This is a genomic window from Streptomyces sp. A1136, assembly GCF_004795055.1.
GTDB lineage: Bacteria > Actinomycetota > Actinomycetes > Streptomycetales > Streptomycetaceae > Streptomyces.
Map to the genome: position 1 here is coordinate 159,164 of NZ_SSBJ01000012.1, position 21,043 is coordinate 180,206.

The following is a 21,043-nucleotide window of genomic DNA, read 5'->3' on the forward strand; positions in this document are numbered from 1 at the left end:
GTGCCTACGTCAGGCCGAGGGCCGGCATCGCGTAGTAGAAGACGAACACGGCCGCCACCACCCACATGGCCACCGGGACGCCGCGGGCCCGGCCGGTCGTCAGGCGCAGGGTGCAGAAGCTGATGAAACCGATGCCGATGCCGTTGGTGATCGAGTAGGTGAAGGGCATCATCACCATCGCCAGGAAGGCGGGGACGGCGATGGTGAAGTCGCTCCAGTCGATGTCCCTGACCGAGCCGGCCAGGATCAGGAAGCCCACCGCCACCAGGGCGGGCGTCGCCGCCTGGGAGGGGACCATCGTCGCCAGCGGCGTGAGGAAGAGCGAGACGGTGAACAGGGCGCCGGTCACCACGTTGGCCAGGCCCGTGCGTGCCCCCTCGCCGACGCCGGCCGTGGACTCCACGAAGCAGGTGGTGGCCGAGGAGGAGGTGGCGCCGCCCGAGGCGACGGCCAGGCCGTCGACGAGCAGGACCCGGTTGATCCCGGGGAAGGTGCCGTCCGGCTTCGTCAGCTTGGCCTCGTCGCCGACGCCGAGGATGGTGCCCATCGCGTCGAAGAAGCAGGACAGCAGCACGGTGAAGACGAACAGGACGCCGGTGAGGAAGCCGACCTTGCCGAAGCCGCCGAACGGGCTGACCTGGCCGACGAGCCCGAAGTCGGGTGCGGCCACCGGGTTGCCCGGCCACTGCGGCACGGTCAGGCCCCAGGCCGAGGCCGGAAGGTCGGTGACCAGCTGGACGACGACCGCGAGCACGGTCATGGCCACGATGGAGATCAGGATGGCGCCGGGCGTCTTGCGGATCAGCAGGGTCAGCGTGAGCAGCACGCCGAGCGCGAAGATCAGTACGGGCCAGCCGTGCAGGTGGCCGCCGGCGCCGAGCTGGAGGGGCACCGTGGTGTGCGCGAGGTCGGGGATGCGCGAGACGAAGCCCGAGTCGACGAGGCCGATCAGCATGATGAACAGGCCGATGCCGATCGCGATGCCCTTGCGCAGGCCCAGCGGGACGGCGTTCATGACCCGCTCGCGCAGGCCGGTGGCGACCAGCAGCATCACCACGAAGCCCGCGAGGACGACCATGCCCATGGCGTCGGGCCAGCTCATCCGGGGCGCGAGCTGGAGGGCGACGACGGTGTTGACGCCGAGCCCGGCCGCGAGCGCGATCGGGACGTTGCCGATGACGCCCATGAGGAGGGTGGAGAACGCGGCCGTCAGGACGGTGGCGGTGACCAGCTGGCCGCCGTTGAGCTGGTGGCCGTACATGTCCTTCGCGCTGCCGAGGATGATCGGGTTCAGCACGATGATGTAGGCCATCGCGAAGAAGGTCGCGAAGCCGCCCCGGACCTCGCGGGCGACGGTCGAACCGCGCTCGGAGATCTTGAAGTAGCGGTCCGTGGCGTTCGTGGGGGCCGCGGCGGGTGCCGAGGTGCTCATGCGGTCCTCAAAGGGTCATTTGGTTATTCATACGAATAAAACCGGTCGCAGGCAAACCGTTTCAGTATGAACACATGAGGGAAGGGCCGTCCATCTCCGCGCGTAGACCACGCCGGAGCCACCCGGCGGCCCACCGGTATGGCCTCTCCGCCGCCGTCCGCACCCGCCCGCCTAGACTGGCCGCATGGCGAAATGGACCGCACAGCACGAGGCCCCCGAGCCCCTGGAGGGCCCCGTCGTCGCGACCGTCGTCGGCGGCACGATCATCTGGTTCGTCCTTTTCCTCGTTCAGCTCCCCTTCTACGGGTGGTTCGCCGACCGGGGCATGCTGTGGTGGGTCTGGACCCCGGCGGCCGGCGCGGCGCTCGGCCTGTTCGGCATCTGGTACGCCCGGGGCCGCGAGGCGGCGATCAAGCGGCACAAGGAGCAGCAGGCCGCGGAGGGCGCCGGGCCGCGGCACGAGGGCTGACGGCGGCCCCGGAGGCGGCCCGACGGCGCTCTGTCCGCCCGGGATACCAAGGGACGATTCGGGTCATCCCGAAGTCGGATCTTCCGCCCGCTCAAGGGGTGGACCGTTCGAACGCCCTTTACCGTCGAAAGCATGACGCAGCGGGCGAAGACCGATAGCGACGGACCGGAGCCGGGCGGCGGCGGCGAAGGCGCGGCCGCCCTCGGAATGGCCATCGACGCGGGGGCGGAACTGGACCCGGTCCACCCGATGCGCCCACCCGCGCCGCGGTTCAAGCCGGGCGGTCTGAGCACGGCGGAGGTCGCCGAACGTGTGGCCCGCGGCGACGTCAACGACGTGCCCGTACGCTCCTCGCGCTCCACCTCCGAGATCGTCCGCGCGAACGTCTTCACCCGCTTCAACGCCATCATCGGCGTCCTGTGGCTGATCATGCTGTTCGTCGCGCCGATCCAGGACAGCCTCTTCGGCTTCGTGATCATCGCGAACACCGGCATCGGCATCATCCAGGAACTGCGCGCCAAGAAGACCCTCGACGGCCTCGCCGTCATCGGCGAGGCCAAACCCAGCGTCCGCCGCGACGGCAGGACCGCCGAGATCTCCACCTCCGAGATCGTCCTCGGCGACGTCATCGAACTCGGGCCCGGCGACAAGGTCGTCGTCGACGGGACCCTGGGCGAGGCCGAAGGCCTGGAGATCGACGAGTCCCTGCTCACCGGTGAGGCCGACCCGGTGCTCAAGAAGCCCGGCGACCAGGTCATGTCCGGCTCCTTCGTGGTCGCCGGCGGCGGCGCGTTCACCGCCGGCAAAGTCGGCCGCGCGGCCTACGCCGCCCAGCTCGCCGAAGAGGCCTCCCGCTTCACGCTCGTCCACTCCGAACTGCGCACCGGCATCTCCACCATCCTGAAGTACGTCACCTGGATGATGATCCCGACCTCGATCGGCCTCGTCCTCAGCCAGCTCGTCGTCAAGGACTCCGACCTCAAGGACTCCATCGCCCGGACCGTCGGCGGGATCGTGCCGATGATCCCCGAAGGGCTCGTCCTGCTGACGTCCGTCGCCTTCGCCATCGGTGTCGTCCGGCTCGGCCGCCGGCAGTGCCTCGTCCAGGAACTGCCCGCCATCGAAGGTCTCGCCCGCGTCGACGTCGTCTGCCTCGACAAGACCGGCACCCTCACCGAAGGCGGCATGGACGTCACCGAACTGCGCCCGCTCGGCGGCGAGGACGCGAGGTACGTCGAGAAGGTGCTCGGCGCGCTGGGGGAGTCCGACCCGCGCCCCAACGCCAGCCTCCAGGCCGTCATCGACGCCTACCCCGACAACGCGGAGTGGCGCTGCACCGAATCGCTGCCGTTCTCCTCCGCCCGCAAGTACAGCGGCGCCAGCTTCAGTGAGGGCGACGGCGAGAACAACACCTGGCTGCTGGGCGCCCCCGACGTGCTGTTGTCCCCGGGGGACCCGGCCCTGGAGGAGATCGAGGCGCTCAACCGACAAGGGCTACGGGTCCTCCTCCTGGCCCGCTCCGCCCGCGAACTGGACGACCCGGCCGTGGCCGACGGGGTCAGGCCCACCGCCCTGGTGGTCCTGGAGCAGCGGCTGCGCCCCGACGCCGCCGAAACGCTGCGCTACTTCGAGGACCAGGGTGTCAAGACCAAGGTCATCTCCGGGGACAACGCCGTCTCCGTCGGCGCGGTGGCCGCGAAGCTCGGCCTGGCCGGAGCCCAGAACACGGTCGACGCGCGCGAGCTGCCGGACACGAAGGCGGACATGGCCGAGGCGCTGGACGGCCGCGCGGTCTTCGGCCGGGTCACCCCGGGGCAGAAGCGGGACATGGTCGCCGCGCTCCAGTCCAGGGGGCACACGGTCGCCATGACCGGCGACGGCGTCAACGACGTGCTCGCCCTCAAGGACGCGGACATCGGGGTGAGCATGGGCTCCGGCTCGGAGGCCACCCGCGCCGTCGCCCAGATCGTGCTGCTGAACAACAGCTTCGCCACCCTGCCGTCGGTGGTCGCCGAGGGTCGCCGGGTCATCGGCAACATCACCCGCGTGGCCACGCTCTTCCTCGTGAAGACCGTCTACTCGGTGCTGTTGGCGATCCTCGTGGTCTGCGCCCAGGTGGAGTACCCGTTCCTGCCGCGCCACCTGACGCTGCTGTCGACGCTCACGATCGGCATACCCGCGTTCTTCCTCGCGCTCGCCCCCAACAAGGAGCGGGCGCAGCCGCACTTCGTGAAACGGGTGATGCGGTACGCGATCCCGGGCGGGGTGATCGCCGCGGTCGCCACCTTCGTGACGTACCTGCTCGCCCGGCACCACTACACCGGCGCGGGCAGCCTGGAGGCCGAGACCAGCGCCGCGACGCTGACGCTGTTCCTGACCTCGATGTGGGTGCTGGTGATCATCGCCCGCCCGTACACGTGGTGGCGGATCGCCCTGGTCGGGGCGATGGGCGGGGCGTTCCTCCTGGTCCTGGTCGTGCCGTGGCTCCAGGAGTTCTTCCAGCTCCGGCTGGAGGGCACGGTCGTGCCGTGGACGGCGGTCGCCGTCGCGGCCGCCGCCTCCGTGCTGATCGAGTTCGCCTTCCGCTGGGTCGGCCGGAAGTTCCCGGCCTAGGTCGACAGGACCTGGCCGGGAACCGGCGGGCGAGGGGGCCGGCTCAGCCGAAGTTGCACTCGTTCATGCCGGTGCGCCATGCGTTGGAGTCGTCCGCGTACGGCGCGTACACCCAGCCGGCGCTGTTGCCGTACCAGCCGCTCGCGTGCCATTCGTTGTCGATGTAGTACCAGACGTTGCCCTGGTTGGCGATGTTCTCGCCGCGCTTCCAGCACAGGATGTCGATGTAGTCCCCGTTGAAGAGGTCCGAGGTGACCTTGCCCGCCGTCGAGGTGTGGTTGCCGTAGACGCCCACGCCGTGCGAGGTGGACAGGCGGGTCCACCCGCTGGTGGCGGAGGCGGTGGTGATCCCCGTGGCCAGCGCGCCTACGGTCAGCGCCGCGACCGCACCGGCCATGGCGCCGCGGCGCCCGAGCGTGAACTTCATGGGTTCTCCTGTCGGATGTCGGCTGCCGGGCCCGTCCACCGGGTCCGGCGATGGGGCCAACCATCGGCAGCGGCGCCGGTGTCCGACAAGGCCGTTCGACGTGCTGGGACAAGCCCGGACGGTCCCGGACGGGACGGTCCGCCGGACGCGGCGGAGTTGGCCGGTCGAGCCGTTACGGGGAGGGCCGGGACCCTCGTAGGCTCCGGCCACCCGGCCGCCGTGGGACACCTTCGGACGGGCCGGCCCAGGGGGACCAGCGGGGGAGTCGTGGCGATGCCGGAACGGGAAGGGCCGTGGAGGCCGGAGTCGGTCGCGGAGTTCGTCGGGGCGTTGAGGGCGCTCAAGGCGGTGGAGGGGCTGTCGTTGCGCGAGTTGCAGCGGCGCACCGGCCTGCCCCGGACGACCATCGCGCACGCCCTGCGCGAGGAGCGGCCGTCGCTGCCGCCGTGGGACCGGGTCCTGGCCCTGCTGCGGGCCCTGGGGGTGGACGAGGCCGCGCTGCCGGGGTGGAAGCGGGCGTGGACGGGGCTCCGGCTGGCGGCGGACGCCGGTGCGCGGGCCGGGGGCCCCTCGGAGGCGTCCGACGCGATGCCCGCGCGGGCGAACGCGGCGCCGACGGAAGCCGACGCGGCCCCGGCGGTCGGGGACCCCGCGGGCGGCGGGTCCGAGGAAGGGGCGTCGGAGACCGTACGGGGACCTCGGCGCGGCCCCTCCCGGCAGCGGGTGCTCGCGCATGCCGCGAGCCTGCTCCTCGGCGTCTGCGTCGGTGTCGGCGCCATGGAGGGCCTGGCCGGCGTGGACCCCGCCGGGGGGCCGGCCGGCGTCAAAGTGGGGTTCCCGGTGGAGGAGCAGCCCTGTCCGCCGCCGACGGCCAATCCGGCGCCCTCCTCGGCGGTGGCCGCCGACGCGGGCCCCCGGACCGGGAACGAGCCGGCCGCCTGGGTGGCGCGGGCCGCCGCCGACCAGCAGATCCTCGGCGGTACCGACGTGGTACTGCCGGTCACCAACGCGGTCACCGCGGGGGACGCGCTCGTCGTCACGATGATGCTGACCGCCACCTGCCCGGGCCCGGTCACGGTGACCGACACCCGGGGGAACGCCTTCCGGATCGTGGCCGACGAGACCGACGCGCGGCTGCACCGGACGCTGGTCCTCGCCGCCTTCCATGTCCGTCCGCTCACCACGGCCGACTCGATCAGGGTGAAGTACCCGCACGCGAGCAAGTACCACGTGGCGGTGGACGAGTTCAGCGGGATCAGCCGGGCCGTCGGGTACGCGCAGGCGCACGGTGAATCCGGCCAGACCGCCTTCAGCACCTCCTCGACGCGGCTCGATTGCGCCGCCGGGGACCTCGTGGTGGGCGCGGTCGGCTCCAACAGCGGCACCGCCCCGGTCTTCACCGCCGAGTGGACCGCGCTGCCCGTCCTCAGGCTGTCGTCCTACCGGCTGTCCGCGGCGTACCGGGTCGTCCCGGCGGACCAGATGTGCGCCGCGACCGGGACCACCACGTCCCAGTGGGGAGCGGCCGCGGTGGTCTTCCGCTGAGCGGCCCCCTCCGACGGTGGTCTTCCGCCGAGGGGGGCGCCTGGGGGTCGGCTAGTCGAACCAGCGGTCGCGGGCCAGTTCCGCCGTGCGCGAGGGGTCCTCCAGCAGGGCCGCGACCTCGAAACGGCGCGGCCACTGGCCCGCCGACCAGGCGAGACCGGCCGCGACGCCCTCCAGGGTGGCGGCGTGGAGGGTGCCGTCCGGGGTGCGCCGCCAGTCCAGTTCGACGCCGCCCGCCACGAGTTCCCCGTGCTCGACGTACGTCCTCGGCGTGGCGGGCCCCAGCAGTACGCGTACCGCCTCCGGGACCTCGTGCTCCTCGCCCGGTGTGGTGACCTCCGCCGGCACGGTGTCCGACAGACGACGGACCTGGAGCAGCTCCGCGAGGTCGGCGGCCAGCGCCGGGGCGACCGGCAGCAGGGGCAGGCCCGCCGTCAGGGGCAGCAGGTCGGGGGCGTCGGCGATCACCGCGTCGGCCGCGTCCACGACCCGGACCTCCCCGTCCACCACCGCCCGCAGGTCGTCCGGGAGGGTGACCTGCTCGGGGTCCAGCTCGGCCAGCGCCCCGTAGAGGGCGTGGAGCTGGCGGTCCGACACCTCGCGGGCGGGGTCGGCGAGACGGCCCAGGAGCTCGGCCGCGCCGCCGGGCTCGTCCAGCAGGGCGTGCACGGTGGTCCGTACGCCCAGCGCCCGCAGCACCTGCTCGTCCTCGAAGCCGGTGGCGTCGGCGGGCGTGTACAGGCCGGACAGCAGCGGGTCGCCGCCGGCCGCGCGCAGACCGGCCGGGCGGCGGCCGTCGAGCACGGGGTGGTCGCGCAGCCACCAGGCGGTGTACGGGCGCACGGAACGGGTGGTGCCGTCGGGGAGCAGGACCCGTACGGGCTGGGTCAGCGCGTCCCGCAGCGGGGGCTGCGCGAGCATGGCCAGGGCCTGGGGCCAGCGGTCGTCGTCGACGAGGTCCAGGTCCCGTACGCCGATCAGTTCGGTGGCCACCGGCGGCAGGGGGGTGTCCGGGAGCTGGTCGAGGAGGTCCTCGCACCACACGTCGACGGCGTCCAGCAGGCCCGCGTCGTCCGGTTCGGCGAAGTCGCCCTCGCGCGGCTCCAGTTCGTCGGGATCGAGGACCACGTCGGTGGCGCGGACCAGCTGGAAGGTGCCCAGCACGCCGACGGCGGCGAGGGTTTCGGCGTCCCACCGTTCGGCGAACCCGGCGTCGACGTACGGGATCTCGTCCTCGCGGATCACCGAGGCCAGTGGGGACCCGGGCAGCAGCAGCTCGCCCGCCGGGGTCGGTTCGCCGTCCTCGTCGGGGAGGGCGAGGGCGCCCAGCCACGGCTCGTCACCGGGCTCCAGACCGGCGTCCCGGACCAGCGTCAGGACCATCTCGGCCAGTTCGTCGGGGTCCGGCGCGTCCTCGTCCCAGATCTCACCCGCGTCCAGCGAGGCCGCCACCGCCGCCCGGACCTGCGGGGTCGTCAGGACCGCGCGCGGGGTCGCGGGCAGGGCGCCCAGCTTCTCCAGCAGCGGGTGGGCGGCCTCGGGGTGCGCCACCTTGAGGCCGAGGCGGGCCAGCCCCGCGGGGGTGTCGGCGCCGGGGAGCAGGATGTGGCGCGGTCCGATCGCGGTCCTGCCGTCGGCGAGCGGCACGGGCAGGCCGGAGAGCCGGTCCGGGTCGACCCCGGCGAGGCTGTCGTAGAGCCGGTGCCACCACTCGGGGGTGCGCTCGATGCCCGCGATCCGCTCGATGGCCTCGCCCAACGGAAGCCGGCCCACACCCAGGTGGCGCAGCTCGGGGCGGCGCTCCAGCCCGGCCGGGAGCAGGGTCGGCAGTACCTCCGCCAGGACCCGTACCGTGTCGACGCCCGCGCCCTCGACCACCTCCGCCTCGAAGGGGCGCAGCGCCTTCAGCTCCTCGGAGGGCGCGGCGGGCGCGAGGAACGCCGTCCGGGGCAGCCGCCGCAGGACGGCGCCGCGCAGGGCCCCGTCGAGCTCGCTCTTGCCGAGCGGGCCGGGTACGAGATCCACCACGTCGGTGCTCACCGGCTCCCAGGCGCCCAGGAGTTCGGCGTAGGCGTCGGCGGCGCGCTCCACGAGGAAGTCGGTCAGCGGTCCGGGCGCGGGATGGCGGCGGCTGGTGTCCAGTGGCAGCGAGGCGATGAGCAGGGCGGGGATGCCCAGCGGCTCGTCGGTCGGGGTCGGGGCGTGGATGACGGGGGCGGTGCGCGGGTAGAGGGGCGCGCCTTCGATGTCGGCGGGCACCGCCCAGGTGACCGTCCAGAAGGGGCGCAGCCGCTCCTCCACGGGCCGGTCGGCGAGCAGGGCGGGCTCGATGGGGCCGCTGTGGCGGACGGTGCGCCAGCGGTGCGTACCGGAAGCGGAATCCTCGATGACGGTGTACGGGCCCTCGGCGCGCCGGTACAGCACCCGGTGCCCGGCGGCCGGGGTCTCCACAACGACCTCGCGCAGCCCGGGCAGGGTCAGGAGCAGGGCGTCGTCGATCCCGGCCAGCAGCCGCTCCACCAGTTCCTCGGCGGCGGCGTCGCGCAGCGGGAGGACCACGACGGTGTCGTAGCCCTGGGGGGCGGTGCCCTCGGCGGGCAACGGCAGGCGCAGCAGCGGGACGTGGCCGTCGCGCCGGCGCAGCTCGTCCCCGAGGCCGGGGCTGCCGCCCGCGGCCTCACGGGCCAGTTCGCGGGCCTCGGCCAGGGACCAGCGGACGCCGCCGTGGCGGCCGAGTACGGCGGGCTCGTCGGTGACGGCGAGGACCGCCGCGAAGCCGACGCCGAAGCGGCCCACGGTCTCGGCGGAACCACCGGAACCGCCGGAACCCCCGGAACCGGCCGGCTCCCGCTTCGCGGAGGCCCGTAGCGTCGACAGCGATTCGACGCCCGCCGCGTCCAACGGGGCACCGGTGTTGGCGACGGCGAGCACCGCGTGGGCGTGTTCGTCGTCACCGGGGTGCAGGGTGAGCCGCAGGCGTCCCGGTACCCCGGCGCGGGCGGCCGCGTCGGCGGCGTTCTGGGCCAGTTCGACCACGAGGCGGTCGCGGTAGCCGCCCAGCGCCAGGTCCTCCTCGGCGTTGGCGTCCTCGCGGAACCGGGCCGGGCCCGCGCCCCACGCGTCGAGCACCCCGCGCCGCAACCTGGCCGTACCGAAGGGGTCCACGCCGCCCTGGGCCGCCGTCACTCGCACGCTCACGCCGCTGCCTCCAAGTATCTGTGGACCCGCACCGGGGCGCTCGGCCCCGGACCTCATGAAGGTATCGCGTGCGGGCGGCCTCCCGGCCGGTGAGGTGCGCGAACACCACCCGCGGGGGGAACGACGGGGCCCCCGGCGCCGGGCGGCACCGGGGGCCCCGTCGTACGGACCTTCGCGCTACAGCTTCTCGATCACGTAGTCGACGCAGGCGGTGAGCGCCTGCACGTCCGCCGGGTCGATCGCCGGGAACATCGCGACGCGCAACTGGTTGCGGCCGAGCTTGCGGTAGGGCTCGGTGTCCACGATGCCGTTGGCGCGCAGGACCTTGGCGACGGCGGCGGCGTCGATGTCGTCGGAGAAGTCGATCGTGCCGATGACGGACGAGCGCTTGGCGGGCTCCGCGACGAACGGGGTGGCGTACTTCGACGCCTCGGCCCAGCCGTACAGGTGGCGGGCGCTGGCGGCGGTGCGGCCGGTGGTGAACTCCAGGCCGCCCTGGCCGTTCATCCACTCCAACTGCCGGTCCAGCAGGAAGAGGGTGGCCAGCGCCGGGGTGTTGTACGTCTGGTTCTTCAGCGAGTTGTCGATCGCGGTGGGCAGCGAGAAGAACTCGGGGATGTGCCGGCTGCCGGACGCGTGGACGCGGGCCGCGCGCTCCAGGGCCGCCGGGGAGAACGCCGCCAGCCACAGGCCGCCGTCGGAGGCGAAGGACTTCTGCGGGGCGAAGTAGTAGACGTCGGTCTCGGTGATGTCCACCGGCAGACCGCCGGCGCCCGAGGTGGCGTCCACCAGGACGAGGGAACCGGCGTCGGCGCCCGCGACGCGCTTGATCGGCGCCGCGACACCCGTCGAGGTCTCGTTGTGGGTGTACGCGTACACGTCCACGCCCGCCTCGGCGACCGGCTCGGGGTGGGTGCCCGGCTCGGAGGAGATCACGGAGGGCGCGTCCAGCCACGGCGCGAGCTTCGCGGCGGTCGCGAACTTGGAGGAGAACTCACCGAAGGTGAGGTGCTGCGACTTCTTCTCGATGAGACCGGCCGTCGCGATGTCCCAGAAGGCGGTGGAGCCGCCGTTGCCCAGGATCACCTCGTAGCCCTCGGGCAGGGAGAAGAGGTCCCGGAGTCCCTGGCGCACCGAGCCGACCAGGTTCTTGACCGGGGCCTGGCGGTGTGAGGTTCCGAGCAGGGAGGTACCGGTGGCGGCGAGGGCGTCGAGCGCCTCGGTCCGCACCTTGGAGGGGCCCGCGCCGAAGCGTCCGTCGGCGGGCTTGATGTCAGCGGGAATCTGGATCTCAGCCACGAGCGGAGCGTATCGGGTCCCGGTCGCCGTTTCGGGAGCGCGTCCACCCGGTGAGACGAACGGCCGCGGTGGCAGGGTGGACGTCGTGACGGCATCCGGGGAACTCGAACGGACATTGCGGGCGAACTTGCGCGGGGACGTGGACTTCGGCGCCGCCGCGCGGGCGCTGGTGACCATGGACGCCTCGAACTACCGGCGCGTCCCGGTCGGCGTCGTCGCCCCGCGCGACGCCGAGGACGTGGCGGTGGCCCTGCGGGCGTGTGCCGAGGCCGGGGTCCCGGTCGTGCCGCGCGGCGGCGGCACCTCCATCGCGGGCCAGGCCACGGGCACCGGGGTGGTGCTCGACCTCACCCGCCACATGAACGCCCTGGTGGCCCTGGACCACGCGGCCCGGACCGCCGTCGTCCAGCCCGGTCTGGTGCTGGACCGGCTGCGGGACGCGGCGCGCCCGCACGGGCTGACCTTCGGGCCCGACCCCTCCACCCACTCCCGCTGCACCCTGGGCGGGATGATCGGCAACAACGCGTGCGGGGCCCACTCGGTGGCGTGGGGCACCACCGCCGACAACGTGACGGAGCTGGCGGTGACCGCCTACGGGGGCACCTTCCACCGGATCGGCACGGGCTGGGCGGGCGCACCGCGGGGCCTGCGCGAGCTGGTGTCCGGGAACCTGGCCGTCCTGCGCACGGGCATGGCCGGGGGCTTTTCCCGCCGCATCTCCGGCTACGGGGGCCTGGACGCGCTGCTGCCCGAGCACGGGGTGGGGTTGGCGCGCGCGTTCTGCGGCAGCGAGGGCACGCTCGGGGTGGTGACGGAGGCGGTGGTGCGCCTGGTGGAGGCGCCGCGCGCGCCGGTGCTCGCGGTCCTCGGGTACGCGGACGAGAGCGCGGCGGCCGACGCGGCGGCGGAACTGGTCACCGGGGGTACCGCCCGGACGGGGCCCGGTGGCGGGCCGCTGACGGTGGAGGGCATGGCCCGGGACCTGGTCGGCCCGGCGGCGCGGGAGCTGCCGCGGGGCGGCGCGTGGCTGTTCGTCGAGACGTGGGACGAGGGCGCGGCCCGCGCGCTGGTGCGGGCCGCCGACGCCGTGGACGCGTCGCTGGTCACCGACCCTGCGGGGCAGCGGGCCCTGTGGCGCGTCCGCGACGACGCGGCGGGCACGGCGACCCGGCTGCCGACCGGGGAGATGGCCTGGCCCGGCTGGGAGGACTGCGCCGTGCCGCCGGCGCGGCTGGGCACGTACCTGAGGGAGTTCCGGGCACTGCTGGCGGAGCACGGGCTGCACGGTTCCCCGTACGGGCACTTCGGCGAGGGCTGCGTCCACGTACGGATCGATTTCGACCTCGTGTCGGCGGCCGGCGTGGCCCGCTTCCGCGCCTTCTCCTCGGCCATGGCGGACCTCGTCGTCTCCCACGGCGGCTCCCTCTCGGGAGAGCACGGCGACGGGCAGGCGCGTGCCGAACTGCTGCCCAGGATGTACGGCCCGCGGGTCTTGGACCTGTTCCGCGCCTACAAGGACGTGTGGGACCCGGCGGGCGGCATGAACCCCGGGATGCTGGTCCGCCCGGCGCGCCTGGACGAGAACCTGCGCTTCGCGGTGCTGCCCGCGACGCCGTTCGCGGGGGAGGTGACCCGCTGCGTCGGTGTCGCCAAGTGCCGGGGCACCGAGCCGGTCGGCGCGGAGGTGATGTGTCCCTCGTACCGGGTCACGGGCGAGGAGCGGCACTCCACCCGCGGGCGGGCACGGCTGCTGCACGAGATGCTGGCCGGGGAGATCGTGACGGACGGCTGGCGGTCGAAGGAGGTCGCGCGGGCCCTGGACCTGTGCCTGGCCTGCAAGGGGTGCCGCAGCGACTGCCCGGTAGGCGTGGACATGGCCACCTACAAGTCCCAGTTCCTGGAGCGCCACTGGGCGGGCCGGGTCCGCCCGTTGTCCCACTACACGCTGGGCGGGCTGCCGCGGTGGCTGCGGCTGATCGACGCGCTGCGGGCGGCGGGCCCGGTCGGCGTCGCCGCCCGGCGGCTGCGCGTGCCGGGGCTGGACCGGCGCCGTCCGCTGCCGCCGCCGGCCCGGGAGTCGTTCACCCGGTGGTGGCGTCGCTCGGGGCCGCACCCCTACGCGCCGGTCCCCGGCGGTACGGAGGTCACCCTGTGGCCGGACACCTTCACCGAGTACCTGTCGCCGGTGACCGGCCGGGCGGCGGTCCGGGTCCTGGCGGCGGCCGGGCTGGGGGTGTCCCTGCCGCCCGGCCGGGTCTGCTGCGGCCTGACGTACCTCTCCACCGGCCGCCGGGACCGCGCCCGGACGGTCCTCACCCGCGCCCTCGACACGCTGGGGGAGCCGGACGGCCCGGTGGTGGTGCTCGAACCGAGCTGCGCGGCGTCCCTGCGCACCGACCTGCCGGCGTTGCTGCCCGAGGACCCGCGCGCCCCGCGCCTCGCCGCGGCCGTACGCACCTTCGCCGAGGCCTTGGAGGAGTACGCCCCTCGGTGGCGCCCGCCGCGCCTGGACCGGCCGGTGGCGGGTCAGACCCACTGCCACCAGCACGCCGTACTCGGGGACGCGGCCGACCGCCGGCTGCGCGAGCGGGCCGGGCTCACCGGCGGGCTCAGTGGCGGTTGCTGCGGCCTGGCGGGCGACTTCGGCTTCGAGCCGGGCCATTACGAGGTGTCGGTGGCCTGCGCGGAGGAGCAGCTCCTGCCGTCGCTGCGGGCGGCGCCCCCGGAGGCCCTGTTCCTGGCCGACGGCTTCTCCTGCCGGACCCAGATCGCCCAGCTCGGCGAGGGTCGTGGCGCCCGGCACCTCGCGGAGGTCCTCGCGGAGGGTCTTTAGCGGGGGTTACGGGGGTGTGCGCAATGTAAGGCGAAGCATGGCACCGCACCCGTTACCCACCCCTTAGCCTGGTGGAATGACCCCGTCCTCTTCGGCTCCCTCGGCTCCCTCGGCTCCCGGCACCGTGCCCGCGTCCCTCGACGGCGCGCCCCGCGACGCGGCGCCGTCCGCCACCGGTGCCCGGGCGCGGTTCGGGCCGGTCGCGCTGGTGGTCTCGGCGGGGATCTCGGTGCAGTTCGGCGCCGCCCTCGCCGTCATGGTGATGCCCCGGACGGGCGCCGCGGGCGTGGTCACCCTGCGGCTCGCGGCGGCGGCACTGGTGCTGTTGCTGGTGTGCCGGCCCAAGGTGCGCGGCTACGCGCGGGCCGACTGGAGCACCGTGTTCTGGTTCGGCGTGACGATGGCCGGCATGAACGGCCTCTTCTACCAGGCCATCGACCGCATCCCGCTCGGACCAGCGGTGACCCTGGAGGTCCTCGGTCCGCTCGCCCTGTCCGTGATCGTCTCCCGGCGGCTGGTGAACCTGCTGTGGGCCGGCCTGGCCCTGGCCGGGGTGGCCCTGCTCGCCGGCCACGGCGAGGGCGGCTTCGGCGGGCTCGACTCGCTGGGCGCCGCTTTCGCGGTCGGGGCGGGCGCGATGTGGGCGGCGTACATCGTCTTCAGCGCGCGGACGGGCCGCCGCTTCCCGCAGGCGGACGGCCTGGCCCTGGCGATGGCGGTGGCCGCGGTCATCTCCCTGCCGCTCGGGGTGGTCGAGGCCGGTTCCGACCTCGTCGTCCCGAGCACCCTGGCGCTGGGGCTGGGCGTGGCCGTCATGTCCTCCGTCCTGCCGTACACGCTGGAACTGCTGGCCCTGCGCCGGTTGCCCGCCCCGACCTTCGCGATCCTGATGAGCCTGGAGCCGGCCATCGCGGCGAGCGCCGGCTTCCTGGTCCTGCACCAGGGCATGTCCGTGGCGGACGCCCTCGCGATCGCCCTGGTCATCGCGGCGAGCATGGGCGCGGTCCGCTCCCAGACCGCCGCCCCGCCCGCCGCCCCGCCCGGCGGCCCGTCCGCCGCCCCGGCCTCGTAGACCGGCGGCCTCAGCCCAGCGGCAGGTCCAGGTACGAGGGCGTCCGCTCCGGTGAGGTGAAGGAGAGCGTGGCGCGCGGCAGGTTGGGGTCCGCGTAGAACGGGTCGCGGGCGTCGATGACCAGCAGGACGCGGTGGCCGCGCGGCACGTCGTACGCCGTCGCCTGGAGGTCGATGTCCGCGCTGATCAGACTGTCCGGCGCCGAGTCGAGGTCGCTGAACGGGGCGTGCGTGATGATGTGGGCCGTCCCGTCGGGCGCCGTGTCCAGGAGGTACGCGACGAAACCGGAGCCCGGGTTCGCGGCCCGGTACGTCACCCGCAGTCGGGGCGTGCCGCGCAGGCGCAGGCCCGCCTCCTCGGGCGCGCCGGCCCAGACCGCGGCCACCGAGCGGTCGATGTCGTCGGTCGGATAGGCCTTCGGCAGACCGGCGATCTCCGCGTAGCCGGAGCGGACGATCTCGTCGGCGACGGTCGCCGGCGTGTCCATCCCGCACACGACGGTCGCGGCCCAGCCCGCCTCGGGCTTCTCGGCCAGTTCGCCGTCGCCCGTCAGGTGTACCCGGTGGACGCGCCCGGTCAGGGCGTGCCAGGTGGGGCTCGCTTCGAGCGCCTTGCCCCACATCACCTCGGCGACCACCTGCCCCTCGGCGGCGATGCCGTTGTCGATGCCCCTGAGATGGTGGTCGAACCAGCGGTGCGCGTCGGTCCAGATCCGGTTCGGCAGGCCGAGCATGCCCGGCATCTCGGGGCCCGAGTGGTCGCCGATGGAGAGGTCGAGGCGCTTGGGGCCGGTGAGTTCGTTGAACATCCTCACGGTCTGGTTGCCCGGGAAGAGCGTCTCGTGCCAGGCCTGTGCGAACAGCACCGGAACCCGGCGGCGGTTGAGTTCCTTGACGTGGGTGAACGGCGAGCGGGGCTCGGCCCAGCGCAGAGTGCCCTCGATGTCGCGGTTGGCCAGGACGTTCTCGAAGACGGCCTCCGTCTGCGGGCTGAGCCGGGCCCGCGCCGCGGCGCCCAGCAGTGCCTGTACGGCGCCGACGTGGCGGGTGGAGTTCTCCAGGAACGCCTCGCCCAGGTCGCCCCAGGTGCTCATCGCCACGACCGCGTCCACGCGGGAGTCGTGCGCGGCGACGAGCTGGCCGATGCCGGAGCCGTACGAGTCCCCGAGGAAGCCGATCTTCGTGACGGGCCCCGCGGTGCGCTCGATGAGGTGGTCCAGGGCCCGACTGCCGTCGGCGACGTCGAGCGGGCCGGCGACCTCGACCTGTCCCTCGGAGGCGCCGAACCCGCGCGCGGTGTAGGCGAGCACGTCGTACCCGCGCACGGCGAACAGGCCGGCCTGCACGGCGTACGCGAGCCAGCCGACGTCCGTCCACGGCGAGGGCATCACGATCACCGGGCGGGGCTGCGGCCCGGTGTGCCGCCACAGGGCGGCGTCGAGCAGCGCGCCGCCGGCGCCGGTGACCTTGCCGCGGCTGAACACGACGAGCGCCCGCGCCTCGGTCGCATCGGCGGCGCGGGCCGGGGACAGCCCCGTGACGTCGCCGGTTTCCAGGGCGGTGACGAAGGCGGTCAGGGCGGTGGCGTCGAGCTCGGGGTAGAGGGAGAAGGCGGCTGGGTTCGCGTACGTCACGTCGGTTCGTCCTCTTCGTCGAGTGCCTCACGTGCCATGACAGGAACGGATGTCCGCGCTCCGCGCCGCGCGCACGCGCCGCGGCTGCCGGCGGGGGATTCAGTATCGGCGCGACATCGCAGACCTTCCGCGGTTTTCCGGCGTACGGCCGAAATCGCCCCGGTGTCGACGGGCGGAGCTCGGCAGCGGTTGCCCATGCCGGGACCACCGGCGCGCCAATTCGCCTCCCCCGGCGTGCAGTTGTGCGCCTGGCGGGAACGCGACAGCCGCCGCGCAAATCATGCAAGCATGCTTGATTGTTTTGCGCACCCCTGCCAGGCTTCCCCCCACGCCGAGAAGGGGAGCGCACCGTGCCCGATCCGTCCGCTGTCGCCGTCTTCGCCGATCTCCACGCGGAGGGAGGCGAACTGGACGCGTTGGTAGGCGAGTTGCCGAAGGACGCGTGGGCGAGGCCCACGCCCGCCGCCGGCTGGACCATCGCCCACCAGATCGCCCACCTGCACTGGACCGACCGCGCCTCGCTGCTCGCCCTCACCGACGCCGAGGGCTTCGCGGTCATGGCCGAGGAGGCGACGAAGTCCCCCGACACCTTCGTGGACGAGGGCGCCGACGAGGGGGCGCTGCTGGACCCCGCCGAGTTGCTGGCCCGGTGGCGGGAGGGACGGGCCGCGCTCGACGAGGCCCTCGCCGCGGCCGACCCCGGGGCGCGTTTCCCCTGGTACGGGCCTCCGATGAAGGCCGCGTCGATGGCGAGCGCCCGGCTGATGGAGACCTGGGCGCACGGGCAGGACGTCGCGGACGCCCTCGGCGTACGACGCACCCCGACGGCCCGGCTCCGGCACGTCGCACGGATCGGCGTGCGGGCCCGGGACTACGCGTACGCGGTACGGGGCCTGCCGGTGCCGGGAGAGCCGTTCCGGGTGGAACTGCTCGCCCCGGACGGCGCGGGAACGTGGCTGTTCGGCCCGGAAGACGCCGGTCAGCGGATCACGGGGCCGGCGCTGGACTTCTGCCTGCTGGTGACCCGGCGCGCCCACCGCGCCGACCTGGCCCTGACGGCGACCGGCCCCGACGCCGACCGCTGGCTGGACATCGCCCAGGCCTTCGCGGGCCCGCCGGGAGCCGACCGCGCACCCTCGGCGGCCGACGCGGAGGGCTCCCGGTGACCGGACGCCGCCCCCTGCGGATCGGCAACGCCTCCGGCTTCTACGGGGACCGCCTCGACGCGGTGCGCGAGATGCTGACGGGCGGCCCGCTGGACGTGCTGACCGGGGACTACCTGGCCGAGCTGACCATGCTGATCCTCGGCCGCGACCGCTTGAAGAACCCGGACCTCGGCTACGCGAAGACCTTCCTGCGCCAACTGGAGGAGAACCTGGGCCTCGCACACGAGCGGGGCGTACGGATCGTCACCAACGCCGGCGGTCTCAACCCGGCCGGACTGGCCGGCGCGATCCGCGAGCTCGCCGCGAAGACGGGCGTCCCCGTGTCCGTGGCGCACGTCGAGGGCGACGACCTGACGCCGTACGCGTCGAGGCACGGTGACGCCCTGACGGCCAACGCCTACCTGGGCGGGGCGGGGATCGCGGCCTGCCTCCGGGCGGGCGCGGACGTGGTCGTCACCGGCAGGGTCACGGACGCGGCACTGGTCAGCGGGCCGGCCGCCTGGTGGTTCGACTGGGCGCCCGATGACCACGACCGGCTGGCGGGGGCGGTGGTCGCCGGGCACGTCCTGGAATGCGGGACGCAGGCCACCGGCGGCAACTACTCCTTCTTCGCCCGGCACGACGTGGTCCGGCCCGGGTTCCCGCTCGCGGAGGTCTTCGAGGACGGCTCGTCGGTGATCACGAAGCACCCGGGGACGGGCGGGGCGGTCACGCCCGGCACGGTCACCGCGCAGCTCCTCTACGAGACCCACGGCGCCCGGTACCCCGGCCCTGACGTGACGGCCCGCCTGGACACCGTCCGGCTGGAGCCGGCCGGCCCGGACCGGGTACGGATCTCCGGGGTCCTCGGGGAACCGCCGCCGGACACCCTCAAGGTGGGGGTGACCCGGATCGGGGGCTGGCGCAACGAGGTGGTGTTCGTACTGACCGGCCTCGACATCGAGGAGAAGGCCGCGCTGGTCCGGGCGCAACTGGCCGACGCGCTGCGGGAGCCGGCCGTCGTGGAGTGGACCCTGTCCCGCACGGACCACGAGGACGCGCCGACGCAGGAGACGGCGAGCGCGCTGTTGCGCCTGGTGGTGCGGGACGCCTCCCCGGATCGGGTGGGGCGGTCGCTGACCTCGGCGGCGATCGAACTGGCGCTGGCCAGTTACCCCGGCTTCCACGTCACGGCCCCGCCGGGCCCGGCCCAGCCGTACGGGGTCTTCACGTCGGACTCCGTACCGGCGACGGAGGTCCCCCACACGGCCGTCCTCCCCGACGGGACCCGCATGCGCGTCCCGCCCGCGCCCCCCTCGGCCCCTTCCGCGCCCACCCCTTCCGCGCCCACCCCTTCCGCGCCCGCGCCGGCCACGCCCGCGCCGGCCGGGACCGCTACGCCTGAGCCGGGGGTGGGGGACGGGCCCACCACCAGGGCGCCGCTCGGGCGGGTGGCCGGCGCGCGGAGCGGCGACAAGGGCGGGGACGCCAACATCGGGGTCTGGGTCGAGAGCGACGACGCCTGGGCGTGGCTGCGGCGCACGCTGACCACCGAGGTGTTCCGGGTGCTGCTGCCCGAGACCGCCGACCTGCCCGTCACCCGGCACGTCCTGCCGCACCTGCGCGCCCTCAACTTCACCATCACCGGCATCCTCGGCGACGGCGTCGCCGCCGCCCACCGCTTCGACCCCCAGGGCAAGGCGCTCGGCGAATGGCTGCGCGCCCGCCACCTCGACATCCCGGACCACCTGCTGTCCGCCCCGGAGGGGACCGGCCCATGACCCGTCTGACCACGACCGTCGACCCGAACACCCCCGAGCACACCGCCGCGCGCGCCGCCGCCCTGGACCGCCTCGCGGAACTGGACGCGGCCCACGAGGGTGCCCTGCGCGGCGGTGGCGAGAAGTACACCGCCCGCCATCTGGGCCGCGGCAAGCTCCTGGCCCGCCAACGCGTCGAGCTGCTCCTGGACCCCGACACGCCGTTCCTCGAACTGTCCCCGCTCGCGGCCTGGGGCAGCGACTACCCCGTCGGCGCCTCGATGGTCACCGGCATCGGCACCGTCGAAGGCGTCGAGTGCCTGATCACCGCCAACGACCCCACCGTCCGCGGCGGCGCCAGCAACCCCTGGACCCTCAAGAAGGCCCTGCGGGCCAACGAGATCGCCCGGCAGAACCGGCTGCCCTGCGTCAGCCTCGTCGAATCCGGCGGCGCCGACCTGCCCTCCCAGAAGGAGATCTTCATCCCGGGCGGCGCGGTCTTCCGCGACATCACCCGGCTGTCGGCCGACGGCATCCCCACGGTCGCGGTCGTCTTCGGCAACTCCACCGCCGGAGGGGCCTACATCCCCGGGATGTCCGACCACACCGTCATGATCAAGGACCGTTCGAAGGTGTTCCTCGGCGGTCCGCCCCTGGTCAAGATGGCCACCGGGGAGGAGAGCGACGACGAGTCCCTCGGCGGCGCCGACATGCACGCCCGCACGTCCGGCCTCGCCGACCACTACGCCCTCGACGAGCACGACGCCATCCGCCAGGCCCGACGGATCGTCGCCCGGCTCAACCACCGCAAGCCCCACCAGGACCCGCCGCCCGCCCGGGAGCCGCTGTACGACCCCGAGGAACTCCTCGGCATCGTCCCCGAGGACCTGAAGACCCCCTTCGACCCCCGCGAGGTCATCGCCCGCATCGTCGACGCCTCCGACTTCGACGAGTTCAAGCCCCTCTACGGCACGAGCCTGGTCACCGGCTGGGCCACCCTCCACGGCCATCCGATCGGCATCCTCGCCAACGCCCAGGGGGTCCTGTTCAGCGCCGAGTCGCAGAAGGCCGCCCAGTTCATCCAGCTCGCCAACCAGCGCGACATCCCGTTGCTGTTCCTCCACAACACCACCGGCTACATGGTCGGCAAGGAATACGAGCAGGGCGGCATCGTCAAACACGGCTCGATGATGATCAACGCGGTCTCCAACTCCCGGGTCCCGCACCTGTCCGTCCTCATCGGGGCCAGCTACGGCGCCGGCCACTACGGCATGTGCGGCCGGGCCTACGAGCCGCGGTTCCTCTTCGCGTGGCCCAGCGCCAAGTCCGCCGTCATGGGACCCGCGCAACTGGCCGGGGTCCTCTCGATCGTGGCCCGCCAGTCCGCCGCCGCCAAGGGGCAGCCCTACGACGAGGAGGCCGACGCCGGGATGCGCGCCTTCGTGGAGGCGCAGATCGAGTCCGAGTCCCTGCCCATGTTCCTGTCGGGGCGGTTGTACGACGACGGGGTCATCGACCCGCGCGACACCCGCACCGTCCTCGGCCTGTGCCTGTCGGCCGTCCACAACGCCCCCGTCGAGGGCGCCCGTGGCGGCTTCGGCGTCTTCCGGATGTGAG

The 21,043-nt window shown here is 73.8% G+C and carries 13 protein-coding genes; 8 read left to right on the forward strand and 5 right to left on the reverse strand.

Annotated elements, in window-relative coordinates; translation table 11 throughout:
- Window positions 1-4 precede the first annotated feature (4 nt).
- Entirely contained in the window at window positions 5-1,432 is a 1,428-nt protein-coding gene (locus tag E6R62_RS14535) for an NCS2 family permease (RefSeq protein ID WP_136213815.1), read from the reverse strand.
- A gap of 184 nt (window positions 1,433-1,616) precedes the next feature.
- On the opposite strand from E6R62_RS14535, the gene E6R62_RS14540 reads away from it, so the two are divergent.
- Window positions 1,617-1,901 carry a DUF2530 domain-containing protein gene (locus E6R62_RS14540; protein ID WP_136213816.1) on the forward strand — a complete coding sequence of 95 codons (285 nt, stop codon included), beginning with the start codon at window positions 1,617-1,619 and terminating at the stop codon, window positions 1,899-1,901.
- Between the two features lie 132 nt (window positions 1,902-2,033).
- On the forward strand, window positions 2,034-4,514 hold the full coding sequence (locus E6R62_RS14545; protein ID WP_136213817.1) for an HAD-IC family P-type ATPase: 2,481 nt from the start codon (window positions 2,034-2,036) through the stop codon (window positions 4,512-4,514).
- 43 nt (window positions 4,515-4,557) lie between these two features.
- Here E6R62_RS14545 and E6R62_RS14550 read toward each other — a convergent pair whose 3' ends face one another.
- Window positions 4,558-4,941: a hypothetical protein gene (locus tag E6R62_RS14550; RefSeq protein WP_136213818.1), complete on the reverse strand. Its 384-nt coding sequence runs from the start codon at window positions 4,939-4,941 to the stop codon at window positions 4,558-4,560.
- Window positions 4,942-5,214: 273 nt separating this feature from the next.
- On the opposite strand from E6R62_RS14550, the gene E6R62_RS14555 reads away from it, so the two are divergent.
- Complete coding sequence (locus E6R62_RS14555) at window positions 5,215-6,486, forward strand: helix-turn-helix transcriptional regulator (protein WP_168714049.1); 1,272 nt, start codon at window positions 5,215-5,217, stop codon at window positions 6,484-6,486.
- 51 nt (window positions 6,487-6,537) lie between these two features.
- Here the strand turns inward: E6R62_RS14555 and E6R62_RS14560 are convergent, their stop codons facing one another.
- Both E6R62_RS14560 and serC read right to left on the reverse strand, forming a co-directional pair.
- On the reverse strand, window positions 6,538-9,684 hold the full coding sequence (locus E6R62_RS14560; protein ID WP_136213820.1) for a sacsin N-terminal ATP-binding-like domain-containing protein: 3,147 nt from the start codon (window positions 9,682-9,684) through the stop codon (window positions 6,538-6,540).
- A gap of 177 nt (window positions 9,685-9,861) precedes the next feature.
- A complete protein-coding gene (gene serC / locus E6R62_RS14565) occupies window positions 9,862-10,983 on the reverse strand; it encodes a phosphoserine transaminase (RefSeq protein WP_136213821.1) in 1,122 nt (373 codons plus the stop codon).
- Between the two features lie 175 nt (window positions 10,984-11,158).
- Here serC and E6R62_RS14570 point away from each other — a divergent pair, with 175 nt between their 5' ends.
- Window positions 11,159-13,816, forward strand: coding sequence for an FAD-binding and (Fe-S)-binding domain-containing protein (locus tag E6R62_RS14570; RefSeq protein ID WP_240801672.1), 2,658 nt, complete (start codon window positions 11,159-11,161; stop codon window positions 13,814-13,816).
- Window positions 13,817-13,892: 76 nt separating this feature from the next.
- Window positions 13,893-14,888: a DMT family transporter gene (locus tag E6R62_RS14575; RefSeq protein ID WP_136213823.1), complete on the forward strand. Its 996-nt coding sequence runs from the start codon at window positions 13,893-13,895 to the stop codon at window positions 14,886-14,888.
- A 10-nt stretch (window positions 14,889-14,898) separates the two neighbouring features.
- On the opposite strand, the gene E6R62_RS14580 is transcribed toward E6R62_RS14575, so the two are convergent.
- Entirely contained in the window at window positions 14,899-16,521 is a 1,623-nt protein-coding gene (locus E6R62_RS14580; protein WP_136213824.1) for an alpha/beta fold hydrolase, read from the reverse strand.
- Between the two features lie 350 nt (window positions 16,522-16,871).
- Here E6R62_RS14580 and E6R62_RS14585 point away from each other — a divergent pair, with 350 nt between their 5' ends.
- The 3 genes from E6R62_RS14585 to E6R62_RS14595 are packed head-to-tail and all read left to right on the forward strand — an operon-like array spanning window position 16,872 to window position 21,042.
- The gene (locus tag E6R62_RS14585) at window positions 16,872-17,687 is read left to right on the forward strand and encodes a TIGR03084 family metal-binding protein (protein ID WP_136213825.1); all 816 of its coding nucleotides are present in this window, start codon (window positions 16,872-16,874) and stop codon (window positions 17,685-17,687) included.
- The gene (locus E6R62_RS14590; protein ID WP_136213826.1) at window positions 17,684-19,447 is read left to right on the forward strand and encodes an acyclic terpene utilization AtuA family protein; all 1,764 of its coding nucleotides are present in this window, start codon (window positions 17,684-17,686) and stop codon (window positions 19,445-19,447) included. Before E6R62_RS14585 ends, E6R62_RS14590 begins: the two co-directional genes overlap by 4 nt.
- Entirely contained in the window at window positions 19,444-21,042 is a 1,599-nt protein-coding gene (locus E6R62_RS14595; RefSeq protein WP_136213827.1) for an acyl-CoA carboxylase subunit beta, read from the forward strand. Before E6R62_RS14590 ends, E6R62_RS14595 begins: the two co-directional genes overlap by 4 nt.
- The last annotated feature ends 1 nt before the right edge of the window (window position 21,043 follow it).